This window comes from Pseudomonas sp. TH21 (assembly GCF_016651025.1).
GTDB lineage: Bacteria > Pseudomonadota > Gammaproteobacteria > Pseudomonadales > Pseudomonadaceae > Aquipseudomonas > Aquipseudomonas aylmerensis.
The window spans coordinates 2,424,280-2,439,520 of the sequence record NZ_JAEKEQ010000001.1 but is presented as its reverse complement, the minus strand read 5'-3'; the positions used below and the strand labels follow the sequence as shown (position 1 = coordinate 2,439,520).

Annotated in this window: 17 protein-coding genes and 1 riboswitch; of the genes, 5 read left to right on the top strand and 12 right to left on the bottom strand. The window is 64.1% G+C overall.

All coding sequences use genetic code 11. The annotated features are described in order from the left end of the window. The first annotated feature begins 79 nt into the window (after positions 1 to 79). Complete coding sequence (locus tag JFU04_RS10975) at positions 80 to 1,888, top strand: monovalent cation:proton antiporter-2 (CPA2) family protein (protein WP_201144069.1); 1,809 nt, start codon at positions 80 to 82, stop codon at positions 1,886 to 1,888. A gap of 72 nt (positions 1,889 to 1,960) precedes the next feature. Continuing rightward, on the top strand, positions 1,961 to 2,515 hold the full coding sequence (locus JFU04_RS10970; protein WP_065905967.1) for a hypothetical protein: 555 nt from the start codon (positions 1,961 to 1,963) through the stop codon (positions 2,513 to 2,515). A gap of 66 nt (positions 2,516 to 2,581) precedes the next feature. Here the strand turns inward: JFU04_RS10970 and JFU04_RS10965 are convergent, their stop codons facing one another. The 3 genes from JFU04_RS10965 to JFU04_RS10955 are packed head-to-tail and all read right to left on the bottom strand — an operon-like array spanning position 2,582 to position 4,668. After that, positions 2,582 to 3,301 carry an alpha/beta hydrolase gene (locus tag JFU04_RS10965; protein WP_201144068.1) on the bottom strand — a complete coding sequence of 240 codons (720 nt, stop codon included), beginning with the start codon at positions 3,299 to 3,301 and terminating at the stop codon, positions 2,582 to 2,584. An 11-nt stretch (positions 3,302 to 3,312) separates the two neighbouring features. Beyond that, the gene (gene cobF, locus JFU04_RS10960; protein WP_120448236.1) at positions 3,313 to 4,068 is read right to left on the bottom strand and encodes a precorrin-6A synthase (deacetylating); all 756 of its coding nucleotides are present in this window, start codon (positions 4,066 to 4,068) and stop codon (positions 3,313 to 3,315) included. Between the two features lie 9 nt (positions 4,069 to 4,077). After that, a complete protein-coding gene (locus tag JFU04_RS10955) occupies positions 4,078 to 4,668 on the bottom strand; it encodes a histidine phosphatase family protein (protein WP_065905962.1) in 591 nt (196 codons plus the stop codon). A gap of 36 nt (positions 4,669 to 4,704) precedes the next feature. Next, positions 4,705 to 4,834, top strand: a riboswitch (cobalamin riboswitch). Between the two features lie 32 nt (positions 4,835 to 4,866). Here JFU04_RS10955 and JFU04_RS10950 point away from each other — a divergent pair. Beyond that, positions 4,867 to 5,079: a CbtB domain-containing protein gene (locus JFU04_RS10950; protein WP_106804344.1), complete on the top strand. Its 213-nt coding sequence runs from the start codon at positions 4,867 to 4,869 to the stop codon at positions 5,077 to 5,079. Positions 5,080 to 5,098: 19 nt separating this feature from the next. Beyond that, a complete protein-coding gene (locus JFU04_RS10945; protein ID WP_201144067.1) occupies positions 5,099 to 5,827 on the top strand; it encodes a CbtA family protein in 729 nt (242 codons plus the stop codon). Between the two features lies 1 nt (position 5,828). Here JFU04_RS10945 and JFU04_RS10940 read toward each other — a convergent pair whose 3' ends face one another. Beyond that, positions 5,829 to 6,368 carry a DUF4865 family protein gene (locus JFU04_RS10940; protein WP_201144066.1) on the bottom strand — a complete coding sequence of 180 codons (540 nt, stop codon included), beginning with the start codon at positions 6,366 to 6,368 and terminating at the stop codon, positions 5,829 to 5,831. Positions 6,369 to 6,461: 93 nt separating this feature from the next. Here JFU04_RS10940 and JFU04_RS10935 point away from each other — a divergent pair, with 93 nt between their 5' ends. Then, positions 6,462 to 7,328 carry a LysR family transcriptional regulator gene (locus tag JFU04_RS10935; protein WP_201144065.1) on the top strand — a complete coding sequence of 289 codons (867 nt, stop codon included), beginning with the start codon at positions 6,462 to 6,464 and terminating at the stop codon, positions 7,326 to 7,328. 114 nt (positions 7,329 to 7,442) lie between these two features. On the opposite strand, the gene JFU04_RS10930 is transcribed toward JFU04_RS10935, so the two are convergent. From JFU04_RS10930 to JFU04_RS10895, 8 genes are read right to left on the bottom strand one after another with little or no spacing between them, the layout of a single operon-like run. Beyond that, on the bottom strand, positions 7,443 to 8,420 hold the full coding sequence (locus JFU04_RS10930; RefSeq protein ID WP_201144064.1) for a LysR family transcriptional regulator: 978 nt from the start codon (positions 8,418 to 8,420) through the stop codon (positions 7,443 to 7,445). Between the two features lie 50 nt (positions 8,421 to 8,470). Beyond that, the gene (locus JFU04_RS10925; protein ID WP_201144063.1) at positions 8,471 to 9,412 is read right to left on the bottom strand and encodes a peptidylprolyl isomerase; all 942 of its coding nucleotides are present in this window, start codon (positions 9,410 to 9,412) and stop codon (positions 8,471 to 8,473) included. After that, positions 9,409 to 9,876 (bottom strand): YbjN domain-containing protein, encoded by a 468-nt coding sequence (locus tag JFU04_RS10920; protein WP_201144062.1) that lies wholly within the window; start codon positions 9,874 to 9,876, stop codon positions 9,409 to 9,411. The genes JFU04_RS10925 and JFU04_RS10920 overlap by 4 nt, the downstream gene beginning before the upstream one ends. A 19-nt stretch (positions 9,877 to 9,895) precedes the next feature. Then, complete coding sequence (locus tag JFU04_RS10915) at positions 9,896 to 10,522, bottom strand: DNA repair protein (RefSeq protein ID WP_065905950.1); 627 nt, start codon at positions 10,520 to 10,522, stop codon at positions 9,896 to 9,898. A gap of 18 nt (positions 10,523 to 10,540) precedes the next feature. Next, a complete protein-coding gene (locus JFU04_RS10910) occupies positions 10,541 to 12,241 on the bottom strand; it encodes a putative porin (protein WP_201144061.1) in 1,701 nt (566 codons plus the stop codon). Positions 12,242 to 12,284: 43 nt separating this feature from the next. Beyond that, complete coding sequence (locus JFU04_RS10905) at positions 12,285 to 12,989, bottom strand: energy transducer TonB family protein (protein WP_201144060.1); 705 nt, start codon at positions 12,987 to 12,989, stop codon at positions 12,285 to 12,287. A gap of 3 nt (positions 12,990 to 12,992) precedes the next feature. After that, a complete protein-coding gene (locus tag JFU04_RS10900) occupies positions 12,993 to 13,418 on the bottom strand; it encodes an ExbD/TolR family protein (protein WP_065905942.1) in 426 nt (141 codons plus the stop codon). An 11-nt stretch (positions 13,419 to 13,429) separates the two neighbouring features. Next, on the bottom strand, positions 13,430 to 15,229 hold the full coding sequence (locus JFU04_RS10895) for a DUF2341 domain-containing protein (RefSeq protein WP_201144059.1): 1,800 nt from the start codon (positions 15,227 to 15,229) through the stop codon (positions 13,430 to 13,432). Between the last annotated feature and the right edge of the window lie 12 nt (positions 15,230 to 15,241).

Here is a 15,241-nt window from a genome sequence, read left to right as displayed (position 1 = left end):
GCAAAAACACAATTATCGAAATGTAAAAAGCGCTCTAATACCCGCCTGTTGACTGGTTTTGAAGATCCTGGAGTTCGCAATGCCCCATGAAGGCAACCTGTTACAAGCAGCCGTGGTGTTCCTGCTCGCCGCCGTGCTGACCGTGCCCCTGGCCAAACGCCTGCAACTGGGTGCGGTCCTGGGCTATCTGTTTGCCGGTGTGATCATCGGCCCCTCCGTGCTGGGTTTGGTCGGCAATCCGCAAAGCGTGGCGCAGTTCTCGGAGCTGGGCGTGGTACTGCTGCTGTTTATCATTGGCCTGGAGTTGTCGCCCAAGCGTTTGTGGGTGATGCGCAAGGCGGTGTTCGGGGTTGGCCTGGCCCAGGTGCTGTTGACCGGCCTGGTGATGGGGGCCGTGGCGTTGTGGCTGTTTGGCCAGCCCTGGAACAGCGCGATCGTGCTGGGCCTGGGCCTCGCGCTGTCGTCCACCGCGTTTGGCCTGCAGAGCCTGGCCGAGCGCAAGGAGCTGAACCAGCCCCACGGGCGCCTGGCGTTTGCCATCCTGTTGTTCCAGGACATTGCCGCGATCCCGCTGATCGCCATGGTGCCGCTGCTGGCCGGCAGCGATCATCCGACCACCGAGGCCCAGGGCCTGCAACACGTGCTGCAGATCCTCGGCAGCATCGCCGTGGTGATCATCGGCGGCCGCTACCTGTTGCGGCCGGTATTTCGCATCGTCGCCAAGACCGGCCTGCGTGAAGTCTCCACCGCCACCGCGTTGCTGGTGGTGATCGGCACCGCCTGGTTGATGGAACTGGTGGGCGTGTCCATGGCCCTCGGCGCCTTCCTCGCGGGCCTGCTGCTGGCGGACTCGGAGTACCGTCACGAACTGGAATCGCAGATCGAGCCGTTCAAGGGCCTGCTGCTCGGGCTGTTTTTCATCAGCGTGGGCATGGGCGCCAATCTCAGCCTGTTGCTCAGCTCGCCGCTGGTGGTGATCGGCCTGACGCTGCTGCTGATCGGTCTGAAGCTGCCGCTGCTCTACGCCGTGGGCCGCATGGTCGGTGATCTCAACCGCGAAAGCGCGCTGCGCCTGGGCGTGGTGCTGGCGGCAGGCGGGGAATTCGCCTTCGTGGTGTTCAAGATCGGTCGCGACCAGGGCCTGTTCGAACCGCACCTGTACGACATCCTGGTGCTGACCATTACCCTGTCCATGGCCGTGACGCCGCTGCTGCTGTTGGTGTGCCCGAAGCTGTTCAAGCCCAAGGTCAAGCCGGTGGAAGTGCCCGAGGAATACCGCGCCATCGAAAGCGATGCACCGCGCGTGGTGATCGCCGGCATGGGCCGCATGGGGCAGATCGTGGCGCGGATCCTGCGTGCGCAGAACATCTCGTTCATCGCCCTCGACACTTCGGTGGAAACCATCGAGCTGACCCGCAGTTTCGGCGGCATGCCGGTGTTCTATGGCGACCCGCAACGCCCGGAAATCCTGCATGCCGCCAAGGTCGACCAGGCGGAATTCTTCGTGATCGCCATGGACGACCCGGAGATCAACATCAAGACTGCCGAGCTGGTGCGCAGCCTCTACCCGCACATGAAGATCATCGCCCGCGCGCGTAACCGCCAGCACGTGCACCGCCTGGTGGACCTGGATGCCTCGCCGGTGCGCGAGACCTTCTACTCCAGCCTGGAAATGAGCCGCCGTACCTTGGTGGGCCTGGGCTTGAGCCAGGCCCAGGCCGATGCGCGCATCACCCGTTTCAAAAACCACGACTTGCAAGTCCTCGCCGCCCAGCACGCGGTGTACGACGATGCGGCCAAGGTCATGCAGACCGCCCAGGAAGCCCGTGCAGAACTGGCGCGACTGTTTGAGATGGATCGGCTCGAGGAGGAGTCCGACAAGGTGTAAGGCTTCGGATGAACGATATTGCGAAATTTCTGACAGAATATGCCGCAATTTCGTTCATCCCTGGAGCGCTTCATGGCCACTTTCACCAAGACCGCCGTCCTGCTGGCCCTTGCGCTTACCGCCGGCAGCGCCTTCGCTGCTGCCAAGCCTGCCACGCAAACCCTCTCCACCCTGGGCGGTAAGTTCACTTTCAGCCTGCCCAAGGCCTACGTCGCCGACACCCTGCCGGCCGGCAAGGCCGAAGATGGCACCGCCGACACCCAAGGCACGATGTACGCCAACCAGACCACTAAAAGCGTGGTGATCGTCGCCGAAACCGTGCGTAACGACGGAGTTACCATCCAGGACAACGACACGCAGTTCCTCGACGGCGCCGTGGCCGGCTTCGTCAAGGACCAGACCGCTGCACTGCCCGACTTCAAGAAACTCAGCGAGAAGAAACTCACGTTCAAGGGCCTGGGGTTGCGCCAGGTGGACAGCACCGCCACCCAGGGCGGCGGCAAGACCTTGAACTCCACTTTCCTCGGCGGTTCGGGCAACCATTTGCTGGTGATCCAGGCCATCTCGCGGGCCGATGATGTGAAGGGGCATGCGGAGTTGGTGAAGCAGATCACCGGCGGCAAGTGAGCCGATCTTCCTGACGCCACCAACAAATGTGCGAGCTGGCCAGCCAGCTCCCACACTTAGCCAACGTCAGTTCAGGCTTTTTTCCAGCCAAGCCTTCAGGTCCTGCACCTCCGCCTCGCTGATGGTATGCGGCATGCCCGGATAGCCATGAAACTCCGGCGTCAGCCCCAACCCCGTCAGCACCTCATTCGCGCGCGTCGCCGACGTATACGGCAGCGCCTGGTCCAGGGTGCCGTGGCCGATAAAGATCGCCAGCTGTTTCAGGCGCTCATCCGGCTTCAGCTCGGCCTTGAGCACCGGCAACACGCTGCCACTCAACGCTGCAATCCCACGCACAAACGCAGGCTTACGCAAGCCCACCTCGTAGGACATGATCGCACCCTGGCTGAAACCGACCAGGAACACCCGGTCACTCTGGGTGTGGTATTTGGCGGTGGCCTGGGTCACGAAGTCTTCGAGCAGTGTGGCGCTGCGCTGCAAATCAGCAGTTTCGCCGTTGTACTCGCCGTCGCCCGGGGTCTTGGTAAACCAGCGAAAACCATGCGGGTCGACCGGCATCGGCGCACGGGCCGACAGGTAGGTCCAAGTGGAGGGCAGCGCGTCCTTGATGCCAAACAGGTCCTCCTCGTTGCTGCCGAACCCGTGCAGGAAAATCACCAGTGGCTGGTTGCGCGCATCGCCCTGGGTCTGTTCCAGGTATGAAAGCGGCAAATCGGTGTGCAGGCTGGTATCGGCCTGGGCGGCACCGGCCACCAGGGCCAGCGCCAGGGCAAACAGTTTGAGCATGGGACGTTACCTCAGGGTTTGCGCAACAAATAAGTGTCCATGATCCAACCATTCTCCAGGCGCGCCGCCTTGCGCACCCGTTCAATTTCTCCAGCCACTTCGCTGACCTTGCCGCTGATCAGGATTTCATCCGGCGTGCCCAGGTAGGCGCCCCAATAAATATCCAGGCCTTGATCCGCCACGCTGCGGTAGGAATCTTCGGCGTCGAGCATCACCACCAAGGTATCGGCATCACTCGCCTGCCCTGCGGCCAAACGGCGCCCGGTGGTGATTTCGACGGACTTGCCGATGCGGTTCAGCGCCACCTTGTGCTGGGCCGCCAGGGCTTGCACGCTGGTGATGCCGGGGATGACTTCAAACTCAAAGTGGCAGCGGCCACTGGCCAGGATCGCCTGCAGGATACGAATGGTGCTGTCATACAGCGCAGGGTCTCCCCAGGCCAGGAAAGCGCCGACTTCACCGTCAGCCATTTCCTCATTGATCATGCGTTCGAACGTCGCCTGCTTGTCGCGGTTGAGGTCCTGCACGGCCGTGGTGTAGTCGATATCCCCGCGCACACGCTCGGGGCAGTCGGCCTCGACGAAGCGGTAGCCGGGCTCGGTGATGTAGGTCTCGCAGATCTCGCGACGCAGGTCGATCAGCTTGTCCTTGCTCTGGCCCTTGTCCATCAGGAAAAACACGTCGGTGCGGTTCAGCGCTTTCACGGCCTGCATCGTGATGTAGTCAGGGTTGCCGGCGCCAATGCCGATGATCAGGATGCGTTTCATGGGTTGCTCTCAGTGCGGGGCGTGGATTTTGCCATGTTCATGCGGCCAGGCGTGAGTTTCCAGGCGCAGGCGCCAGACAGTGTTGAAGCGCAGTTCGGTGGCGCAGAGTGGCTCGACGTCGATCCGGTAGAACATCGCGACGGGCAACTGCAACACGTACAGCATCGCGGCGCGGATGACAAAGGGATGGGTGATAGCCACTACGTGCCCGGGCTGTGTTTCGAGGGTTTTCATCCACTGTGCCACGCGTGCGCAAATCTGCTCGACCGACTCGCCACCGTGGGGCGCACTGGCACTGTTGGTCATCCAGTCCTGCAACTGGCCATGATCCAACTGGCTGATGGCCTGGCCCTTCCAATCGCCGAAGTTGCCATCGCGCAGAGCTTCTTCAATCACCGGCGCGCTGCCGAACAAACCCGCCGTCTGCCGGGCGCGAGCCTCGGGTGCGCAGAGCAGGCGCAGGTTTTTCGGGTAGCGCCCGGCCAGCGATGAAGCGGCAGCTTGCCAGTCCATCGCCACCGATTCGTCATCGGGAAAGCGCCCCTGCTTTTGCAGCGGCGTGATGGCATGGCAGATAAGGGTCAGACGGGTGGCCTGCATCACAATTTCACTCTGTTTCAGCGCGCAGTCAGCGTAGACTGGCGAAGTTGTTTCAACATGTTACAACGAACATGAAAGAGGAAGCCGGTTCGATTCCGGCGCGGTCGCGCCACTGTATTCGGCCCAATAGCCGTAAGCCAGACCCTGTTTCAGCCCCTTCGCTATCCATTTCGGGACGCGTCATCCCTGGAGGTTCTCATGGCTAACATTGCTGCAACCCATCCTGATGTCTATGTGCCGACGATCCCGCTGGGCGAAATCCTGCCCTGGGCGATCTTCGGCGGCCTGCTGCTGATGCTGGCGATTTACTTCGTCGGTGCCGAGCAAGGCGCCACTGCGGTGTTCAAGGGCATGTACGTGCACGAGTTTGTGCACGACGGTCGCCACCTGCTGGGTTTCCCCTGCCATTAATTCATAAGGGAGACACACCATGACAGGGCAATTACTCGTACGTGGGATGCTGGTGGGCCTGCTCGCCGGCGTGTTGGCCTTCGGTTTCGCCAAGGCCTTCGGCGAGCCGCAGATCGACAAGGCCATCGCCTTTGAAGACCAGATGGCACAGATGCACGGCGATGCGCCGGAAGAAGAACTGGTGAGCCGCGAGGTGCAAAGTACCTTCGGCCTGTTCACCGGCGTGGTGGTCTACAGCGTGTCCCTGGGTGGCCTCTTCGCCCTGGTGTTCGCCTACGCCCTGGGCCGCATCGGCAAGGTCGGCCCGCGCGGCCTGGCGGCGCTGCTGGCATTGGCGGCCTTTGTGACGCTGATCCTGGTGCCCGGGCTCAAATACCCGGCCAACCCGCCTTCGGTGGGGGACCCGCAGACCATTGCACAGCGCACCAGGCTGTTCTTCCTGATGCTGCTGGTGTCGGTGGCGGCGGCGGTGATCGCGATCAACGCCGCGCGCAAGCTGATTGCCCGCCGTGGCGTGTGGAGCGGCGCGATCCTCGGCGTGGCGCTGTACATCGTGATCGTCGCGGTGGCCGGCAGCCTCTTCCCGGTGATCAACGAAGTGCCGGAGCAGTTCTCGGCCGTGCTGCTGTGGAAATTCCGCGTGGCCTCGTTGGGCATCCAGCTGGTGCTGTGGACCACCCTGGGCCTGGTGTTCGGAGCGGTGGCCGAGCGCAAGCTCAGCCAGCCAAAAGCCCGATTCAACTCCTGAGTCAAATCCCGGGATGGGCCAGGTAAAACACCTGGTAGCCCGTCCCGGGATGGTCCACCTCCAGCGCCTTGGCCGACAAGGTGATCCGTACCAGCCGCCAGGCCTGCACATCCAGCGCGAGGAACACCGCAAAGGTGTCGCCGCTATCCGCCAACTGCTGGTTGCGACTTTTCTCCTCGGCCAGGATCGCCGCCCTGTCCGCCCCCGGTTCCAACGCCCAGTCCTCGCGGTACAGGCTCAGCGCGGTCTGCGCCGGCCCACGTTGCACATCCAGCGGCAACCAGCTCTCGATATACGGCCGGCCGAAGCTGTCGAGCACCTTCTGAAAGCGCTCTCCGAGCAGAAAATCGGCGGCCTGCAGTGGGTCGGACCATAGATACACCGAGGCATACACGTTGCCTGCGTGCTCCTGGGCGATAAACGCCTTGAACAGCAACCCCTCGGCGTGATCCCACAAAGGACCCAATTGCGCGGCGCGGCGGCGGATCACGGCCATGTCGTAGTCGGCAGGCAAGCGGTGTGAATACTGTTTGGCAAACATGAAGAAGCTCCCGTGCAAGTTGAGGGTTCAGCTTGCGCAGCGCCTATGATTTCAACAAGATATCAGCCGATATATGTGCGATAATGATTGGATATGACTGACACGCCCAAACCGCTGGATATCGACACCGTGCAGGCCTTTGTGCTGGTCGCCGACTTCGCCAGTTTCACCCGCGCCGCCGCAGCCCTCGACACCTCCCAGGCCGCCATCAGCCTCAAGCTCAAGCGCCTGGAAGAACGCCTGGGCTATCGCTTGCTGGAGCGCACGCCGCGCCATGTGCGGCTGTCACCGCAGGGCGAACACTTTATCGTCGCCGCGCGCGCCCTGCTCAATGCCCACGAACGCGCACTGGGCGATATGGGCAGCCAAGCGCCCCGGCGCCTGGTGATCGGCATCAGCGACCATGTGGCCGGTCCCGACCTGCCAACCTGGCTCAGCCGCCTGGCCGCCTATGACCCTTTGGTGATCCTTGAAGTACGTATCGCGTCCTCCCGCGACCTGGTGGCCGCCTTCGACCGCAATGAGCTGGACGCGGTGATCGTGCGCAATGAGGGCGAGCGCCAGGACGGCGAAGTGTTGGCGGTGGAACGCTTTGGCTGGTTCGCCGCGCCCACCTGGCAACACCGCCCCGGCACGCCGCTGCGCATGGCAACCATGGCCGCGCCCTGCGGCGTGCGGCACCTGGCGACGCGCGCGCTGGATGCGGCGTGTATCGACTGGACCGAGGTATTTGTCGGTGGCGGGGTGATGGCCGTGGGTGCGGCAGTCACCGCCGGATTGGGCGTCGCTGCCCTCGCCCACCGCGTGGCCCCGGCCGGAGCGGTAGAGGTGAGCGAGCAATACGGCTTGCCGGCCTTGGCCGTGAGTGAGGTGGTGCTCCATAGCCGCATCAGCGACACGCGTTCGCGGGAAACCTTGCGGGCCCTGAGTGCGACCTTTCGTGGCGTGTTGCAACGCTGATCAGCCTTTCTGTGGGCGCTGGCTTGCCTGCGATGCAGGCACCTCGATCCATCAGGCACACCCGCTCTGAGCGCGCGACCGCCAGCAGCCGCTACCCGGACAACGGATAGGCACTCAGCCAAACCACTCCCGCCGCCCCTCAAACGTGCTGACGATCAACTCGACAATCATCTGCACCGCCTGCGCATGCTGCACCTGCGCATTCACCGCCAGCCACACCTGGCGTTGCATGCTGTCGGCCAGCAACCCCGGCAGTGCCACCAGCCCACGGTCGAAACTGCTCATGTAGTGCGGCAGCAAACCGATGCAGGCGCCGCAGCGGATCATCTCCAGCATCAGCGAATAGGCCTGCACCTGCACCACCGCCGCCAGGCGTTGCTCCACCACTTGGTTCCACGCCTGCAGGGCGTCGACCTGTGCATCGGGTTGCCATTGCACCAGCATGTAGTCATTCAGGTCGTCGACGCTGTCCGGGCGCGTGGTCAGGCGCGAATAGCGCTTGGCGATATGCGGCAAATATTCCAGGCGGGCCAGGGCCCGTGGCGGTTCGGTGGCGAAGCTCGGGCCGGGCACCGGGCCGTCGGTGTCGGAGAGCCACACCACCACATCGACGTCCACCGCTTGCAGGGACAATTGGCTGTCGAGGGAGATGATCTCCAGGCGCACGCTGGCGTTGCGGCGCAGCAAGGCAATCAGGTCACGGCCGAGGATGTCGTGCAGGATCGGCTCGGCCACCGCCAGGCGAATCAGCGGCTGTTCCAGCACCGGCAGGCGCCGCTCATGGGCCAGGGCTACCAACTGGGCCTGCAACTGCAAGCCGTCGCGGCTGAGCACCAGGCCGTTGCCCTGATAACTGAACAACGCATGGCGCAGGTGCTCCTCCAGTTGCGCCAGGCGCTTGCGCAGCAGCGTCGCCTTGATATTCAAGCTGCGCGCGGCCTGCATGAAACAGCCGCAGCGCGCACTGACCAGGAAGTAGCGCGCCACCTCCGGATCAATCTCGGCGGCCAGGGCCAGCCAGGCGCCACGTGACTCGGATGGCGCGCGATAGGTTGAAGGCCCTTGTTGGCCGGACGGTTCCAGTAATGCCATGTGAGACTCCCTGTCTGTCGGTCGGTGCATCCAATGCGGGTGGTCGCGGATTACTCCAGCACTTTGTTCAACTCGGCACCGTCGATACTCAAGGTCGCGGTGTTGAGCATGCCTTCCAGGTAGGCCTTGGCGATCTGTTCCTGACGCTGGGCACGCAGGGCCTGGGTCAGGCGTTCGCGCAGTTCGTCGAGGCTGGCGGTGCGCGCCGGCTGTTGGCCGGTGAGCTTGAGCACATGAAAGCCCGCCGCACTCTGCACCGCGTCCGATACCGCGCCGACCTTGAGCCGCGACACCGCGCCGCGCACCTCGGGCACCAGTTGCTGCAACGGCTGCAGACCCGAATCACCGCCGCGCGCAGCGGTCTCCGGGTCCTGGGAAAACTGGTTGGCGAGGGCGGCGAAATCCCCCGGTGCGGCCTGTGCCCGGCGGCTCAGTTCCTGGGCTTGGCGGCGCACCGTGTCGAGGTTTTGCGGGTCATTCACCGCGAGGAAAATCTGGCTCACCCGGTACAGCGGCGGCGTCACCCATTGCGCCTTGCCGCTGTCGTAGGCCTGCTGCAATTCAGCCGCGCTGGGGTAGTCCGCCGGCACCTGGCTGACCGAGAGCATGTAGTCGCGGAACACGATCTGCTCGGTGGCGGCGCGGGTCTGCTGCTCCACCTGCGGGCGCTGGCGCCAGCCCTGGGCGTCGGCCTGTTCGAGCACGGCCTTTTGCGCCAGCCGTGAGCGAATCCAGGTTTCCAGCGCGCCACGGTTGCCGCGCAGTTGCTCGCGAGACTCGGCTGGCAGGCTCGCCAGCACGCTCCTGAGTTCGACCAGGTCGATCTGCTGATTGCCCAGGCGCGCCACCGCGGGCCCGGCCGGCGCCGGATCGAGCAGCGGTGCCGGTTGCTGGGCGGCCACCGGGTCGCTGCCCGGACGCAGGCACAGCGCCACGGCCACCACCAGCACCGCCAGCGCGCCGGCGCTGACCATCAGGGTTGGCTTCTTCACAGGACGGGTGCCTCTTCGCCGACCGCCGCAGCCTGGGCCTGCAACTGCGCGGCCTGCTGGCTGTATTCACGCAGGTAGACGATGAACTCCTGCAGCAAGCGGTCCCACAGTTCCAGCTGGCTGCGCAGGTGCGAGGCGCCGACGCCGGCCACCACCACGTCCATTTCCATCAGCAAGAATTCGCCCTGCAGCGACAACCGCGCAAAGCGCCGCGAGGCGTTCCACACCTGCGCCAGGCCTTCGGGCAACTCGCCCTGCACGCGCAGTGCGCAGCTGTAGGTGAAGTCCACGTAGCTGCCCTGCTCCGCCGCCGGGTTGCCGAAGCGCACGGCAAAGCCGATGCCCTGGCTGGCGCTGAGCAGTTGCACGATGCCGTTCTGTTCGCTCTGGTTGACCCGGTAGCCGGCTTCCTGCAGCAACTCGGTGAGGCTCTGGGGGGTGACGCTGGTGATCAATTCGTTCATGTGCGGTTCTTCCTTGTGATCAATGGTTGACGCCCGCCTGGGGCGCATCGAAACGGCTCTTGTAGAGATCGTCGCCAAAGCCCTGGGCCAGTTCCTCGAACTTGACCCGCGCGCTACTGGCGAAGGGCTGGCGAATACTCATCACCTCAGCCACGTCAATCTTTTCGTAGGCCGTGAGCAATTGCTGCGCCACGCCGTACATCTGTTGATTCTTGACTGAACATTGCTGCACTTGTGTGTCACGTTCGCTCAACTGTGCCTGCAAGCGGGCGCGCTCGGCTTCCTTGCCTTTGGCCAGGACCAGCAGTTCCTCATACGCCTTCTTGAACTTGCCGATCTGCTCATGGCTGGCCGCGACCTGGGCTTGCGCCTGGCTGTGCAGGTTCTGTTGCTGGCCGGCCAGTTGCTCGGCCGTGCCACGGGCCTTTTCCAGCTCGGCCGTCAGTTGCTTGATTTGCGCCTGGGCCTGCTTGGCCTGGGCCTCAGCGGCGACACGCGCCGCACTGGCCTGGGCCTGCTCGCTTTGCAGCGCCTGCAATTGCTGGGTGGTGCTGCGCAGTTGCGTACGCAGGCGTTCCTCCATGCCTTCGGCGCAGGCGCCGCTGGCCACCAGCAGCAACAACAGCCCGCAGATTCGCGTGTTCATGTGGCATCTCCCTGCGCATCAAAAGCGCGTGTTGAGTTCCAGTTGCATCACATCGACTTCGAACGGCGCGCCATACACTTCGGACGCGCTCAACCAACGCGCACTGGCGTAGATGTTCTTGTCGATGCCGTAGTTGCCGCCGATGAAATAGCCCTTGGCGTTGGTGCCGCCCAAGTGGAACGACGAATCGTTGAAACCGTCAGGCAAGGCGTCGGGCTGGATGTACTTGTAGCCAGCCAGCACGTTCCAGTCGCCGCGCTTGCGCATCTCCAGCGCGCTGCCGAGGGTCATCTGCACCATCAGCGCGTTGCCACCGCTTTCGAACTGGCCCTTGCTGTTGATGTTGTTGACGATCTCGCCTTCGCTGCGCTTGAGCATCTCGCCCTTGTCGTAGGCCAGGTTGTGGATGAAGTTGCCCTGGGTGCGCAGCTTGAAGTCGCTGGGCAACTCGGCATCCCACGCCAGGTTGAGGTCGAGCACGTCGAACTTGGACGCCAGGCCGACAAACTGCGGTTGCGGGGTCAGGCCGGGCGTGGCCGGGTTGGGGGTGATATCGCGCAGCAGGAACACGCTGTTGCCCTTTTGCATGAAGGCCAGGCGCGAGCCGTCGCTGTCACAGGCCGGCTGCCCGGCCCAGGGTTCGCAGGCGCCGGAGCGTTTACCTTCGATGTCGTCGAAGTGGTAGTACGCCACCGCGCCCTTGAGGCTGTTGCCGCGGTTGAGCTTCCAGTTGGCGCCGATCTGCCCGCCAAACAGCCATTTGGTTTCGCTGTCCTCCTTGTCGAAGCCGTTGCTGCTGGCCGAGTCGGAGGTGTACTCCACCGGGAACGCGCCGAGGGTGCCGAACAGCCCCCATTCGCTGTTCAGGGCATGGTTGAAATTGGCGGCGATACCGTCGAAGTTGAGGTCGCCCGAATACATCATGTCGGTGGAATAGAACGGGTTGGCGAAGCGCCCGGCCGTGAGGGTCACGTCTTGGCTGGCCTTCCAGCTCAGGTAGCCCTGGTCGAGCCAGATGTCCTTCTTGCCGAAGCCACCGCCGAGGGTCTGCGTGGTGGACACCGGGTTATTGTCGGAGCCGGTGCCGATGCGGATACCGGCAGTCCATTCCGGCGAAATCACCGCCTTCATGCCCAGGCGGGCGCGCAGGCGGAACAGGTTTTCGCGGTCCTTGGTGGTGTTGAGCAGCGGCGGCAACTTGGTGTTGGTGTCTTTGTTGGTGTCGTACGGGCCGCTGTCGTTGAGCTTGGCGTAGTCGACGATTTCATTGCTGTTGTTGCCCGAGAAATACCGCGATTCATCGCGCAGGCGTATGTCGCCGTCAAAGGTGATACGCGAGACCCAGTCCGGGAACGTATTGGGCTGGGCCCAGTTTTCCTGCTTGGCAGTGGCCATGACCTCGGCCTTGACCTGGTCACGAATCTGATCTTTTACCGCCTGCGGCACGTACTGCACCCGCACATCACCCGGTGCTGCCGTGGGGCCGGCGGCCACCACCGGCGCGGCATTCGCCTGACGGGCCTGCTGGGCTTCCTTTTCGGCCTGGGCGATCAGCCCATTGGCGGTATCCTGGGTCAGCACACCTTGCTGCACCAGCAGGCGGATCAGGTTGATAGTGACGTTTTCCGAGGGGGCGACCGGGGCTGCCGCCGCCTGGCCGACCAGGGTCGCGATGACCATGCCGACCGCCAGGGTCAGTCGATTCACGGGGGAAATCATGTGTACGCAACTCCTGTAAAAATCCGTGGATAAAAGGTGTCGATCAATCCGGACGCCGGCCCTTGAGGGACAGGCGCAGGGGCAGCGTCAACGACGCCGGCGGTTTCTGGGTGGCACGCGGTCCCTGGATCAAGGCGAGCATCTGCGCGTCGGTCTCGGCATCGCCGCTGGACTTGGCCACCAGCGCCTTGGTGACCTGTCCATCGGCGCCCAGCCACAGGTCTATCTGTATCGAGAAGGCCTTCTTGCGCAGCGCCGGGTCTTCGCGCATCAAGCGCTGGTAGGTGCCGGCCAGGTACTGTTTGTACGTGCCGGTCCCCAGCCCGCCGCCACCGCTGCCGGCCATGCCGCCGCCCTTGCCGGCACCGATGTTGAAACCATCAGTGCCGGACTGCGCGTCGCCATCGATCTGCATCGGGTTGGCCAGGTCTTCGTTGGGTGACGGTGGCGCTTCCTCGGCCGGCTTGACCTCTTCGGGTTCCGGGCTGGGCACCGGCTCCGGGACTTTTTCCTCGACCTTGGGCTCGGGCTCCTTGGGCTTTTCCGGTGGCGGCGGCGGTGGTGGCGGCAGCGGGATAATCGTCGGCACCTTCGGCGCTTCACGGCGTACGCCACTCATGTCATTGGCCCACTGCCACAGAAACCAGGCAGCCACGGCGCCCAGCAACAACCCGGCGCCCCACTTCAACGGGCGCAGGGGCGGCTTCTTCTTCACCGGCAACGGCGCAATCGGGATCTGTGCAGTCATGGCTCAGCCCTGGCTCGGTTTGCCGGTGACCAGCCCGACCTGGGACAGCTCCAGCCGGCGCAACAGGTCGAGCACTTCGATAACCTTCTGGTACTGCACCAGCGCATCGCCGCGCACGATCACCGGGAAGTCCGGATTCAGTGCTTTTTCGATGCGCAGGCGCTCTTCCAACTCACCCAGGGTCACCGGGTAGGCGTCGAGGAACACCTGGCCGCCGTCATTCACGGAGATCGCCTTGGTCTTGGCCTCCGACAGCGACACCGAGGCGCTGGCCTTGGGCAGGTGGATCTGGATGCCCGAGACCTGGGCGGTGGCGGTGAGGATAAACATCACCAGCACCACCATCAGCACGTCCACCAGGGGCGTGATGTTGATGCTGTCGACGGCGGCATCATCGTCATCGTCGTGGGAGGCATTTACGGAAGCCATGGCGATTCTCCTCAGGCCGGAACCGATGCGTGGTGTTCGCGGCGGTGCGCCGCTTCACTGTGCTGGCTTTCGCCGTGCATCTCGGCCAGGCGCGTGATGAACTCGTCGACAAACACGCGCATGTCGGCGCTGACTTCCTTGTTGCGCGTGATCAGGCGGTTGTAGCCAAACAGCGCAGGGATCGCGACGAACAGCCCCATGGCCGTGGCCAGCAAGGCCGCCGCCATGCCCGGGGCGATAGCGTTGATGTTCACGTCACCGGCCATGGCCGTGCCGAGGAACACCACCATGATCCCCAGCACCGTGCCGAGCAGGCCGATATACGGCCCGCCGGCGATGGCGTTGGAGAGGGTCGAGAGCTTGGCACTCAGTTGCTGGTTTTCGCGGGTGCGCACGCCGTCCATGGAGCAGCGAATCGCCTCGATCGTCGCCGCCGAGACCGACGAGGTGTCGGCCCCCTGCGCGCGGCGGGTGCGGATCTCCTTGACCGCCACCAGGTACAGGCGCCACAGCGAGGAATGGCTGAGGCGCTCACCCAATTGTGCGTCGTCGGCGTACATCTCCAGGCGCGTGCCGATCTGTGCGAAGTGCTCGCGGAAAATCTCGTTGGCACTGCTGACCCGGCTGACCTGGCGGTTCTTGCGCAGCATGATCACCCACGATTGCACCATCATCGCCACCAGCACCAGGATGATCACCCACGCGTCCACCGGCACGGCGTTGAGCAGGAAACCCAGGCTGCCGAAACCGAAGCCGGACTGTTCTTCATCCACCCCGTAGGCCACCAGTTTCGACTCGGCCCCCTGTGCACTCGCATCGGCCAGCAACAGCGCAGCCGGACGCGCCACTTTGGACAGGCGCAGCTCATCGATGGCGCCGGCGAATGGCAGGTGCGTGCTGGCCGCTTCCGGCACGTCGGCACCGATCGCCAGTTGCGAATTGAAGGCCGGCATCGCCACGGCCAGGGTCGCGGTTTCGCGGCCGTTCACATATAAGCTGAGCTTGTCGCCTTCGGCGGTGAATGCCAGGTGCTGCCATTGGCCAGGGTTCAGCGGCTGCGTCGACACGGCGCGCTGGCCGTCGATGTCCACGAACGGCATGCCCTGGTTCAGCCCCAGCAGCAAGCTGTGCGGGCCGTCACGGCGGGCCAGCACCACTTGCTCGCCACTGGCCTGGTCCAGGCGCAGCCAGGCGCTGAAGGTGAACGCGGCGCCGGCGGCGTGTTGCAGCGACGGACTGGCCGGCAGCAGCAATGGCTGGCCACTCAACTGCAGGGCGCGGCCGATCACACCGTCGATGCTCGCGCCGGTGGCGTTCACCGACGTGTTGGCATAGGCGGTGGTGTCGCGGGCCGGTGTGCCGTTGGCACCGTCAAAGTGGTAGAGCGCGGTGTAATTGGGGTCGAACGTCAGCTGCCCATTGGCGGTGGCCGGGGCCTTCTGGTTGCCGTAGTACATCCACAGGTCCTGGCGTTGACCCCCTTCGACCTTGGGCACGTCGACCCAGATCAGCGCCATGCCCATCAGCGGGTCGAAGCTTTCGATCTGGTGATTGAACACGGTCTTGTCGTCGGCACTCACAAAGCGCAGGTCGGCGCCGTCGTCCTTGACCCCGTCAAAGGTGAAGTTGCCGGTGTGCAGGCGCACCAGCAGCGCGGTGCGGCCCAGGGCCTGGCTGATGGCGGCGCCCTGGGCGGTGGTGTCCACCGAGATCTGCTTGCGGTAGTGCCAGTCGTCCTGCCACCAGGCATGGGCGGTGGCCGGGAGCGCGAAGCCCAGGCAGATCAACAGGCTCAGAAATAGGCGTTGCATGGGTGAAGTCTC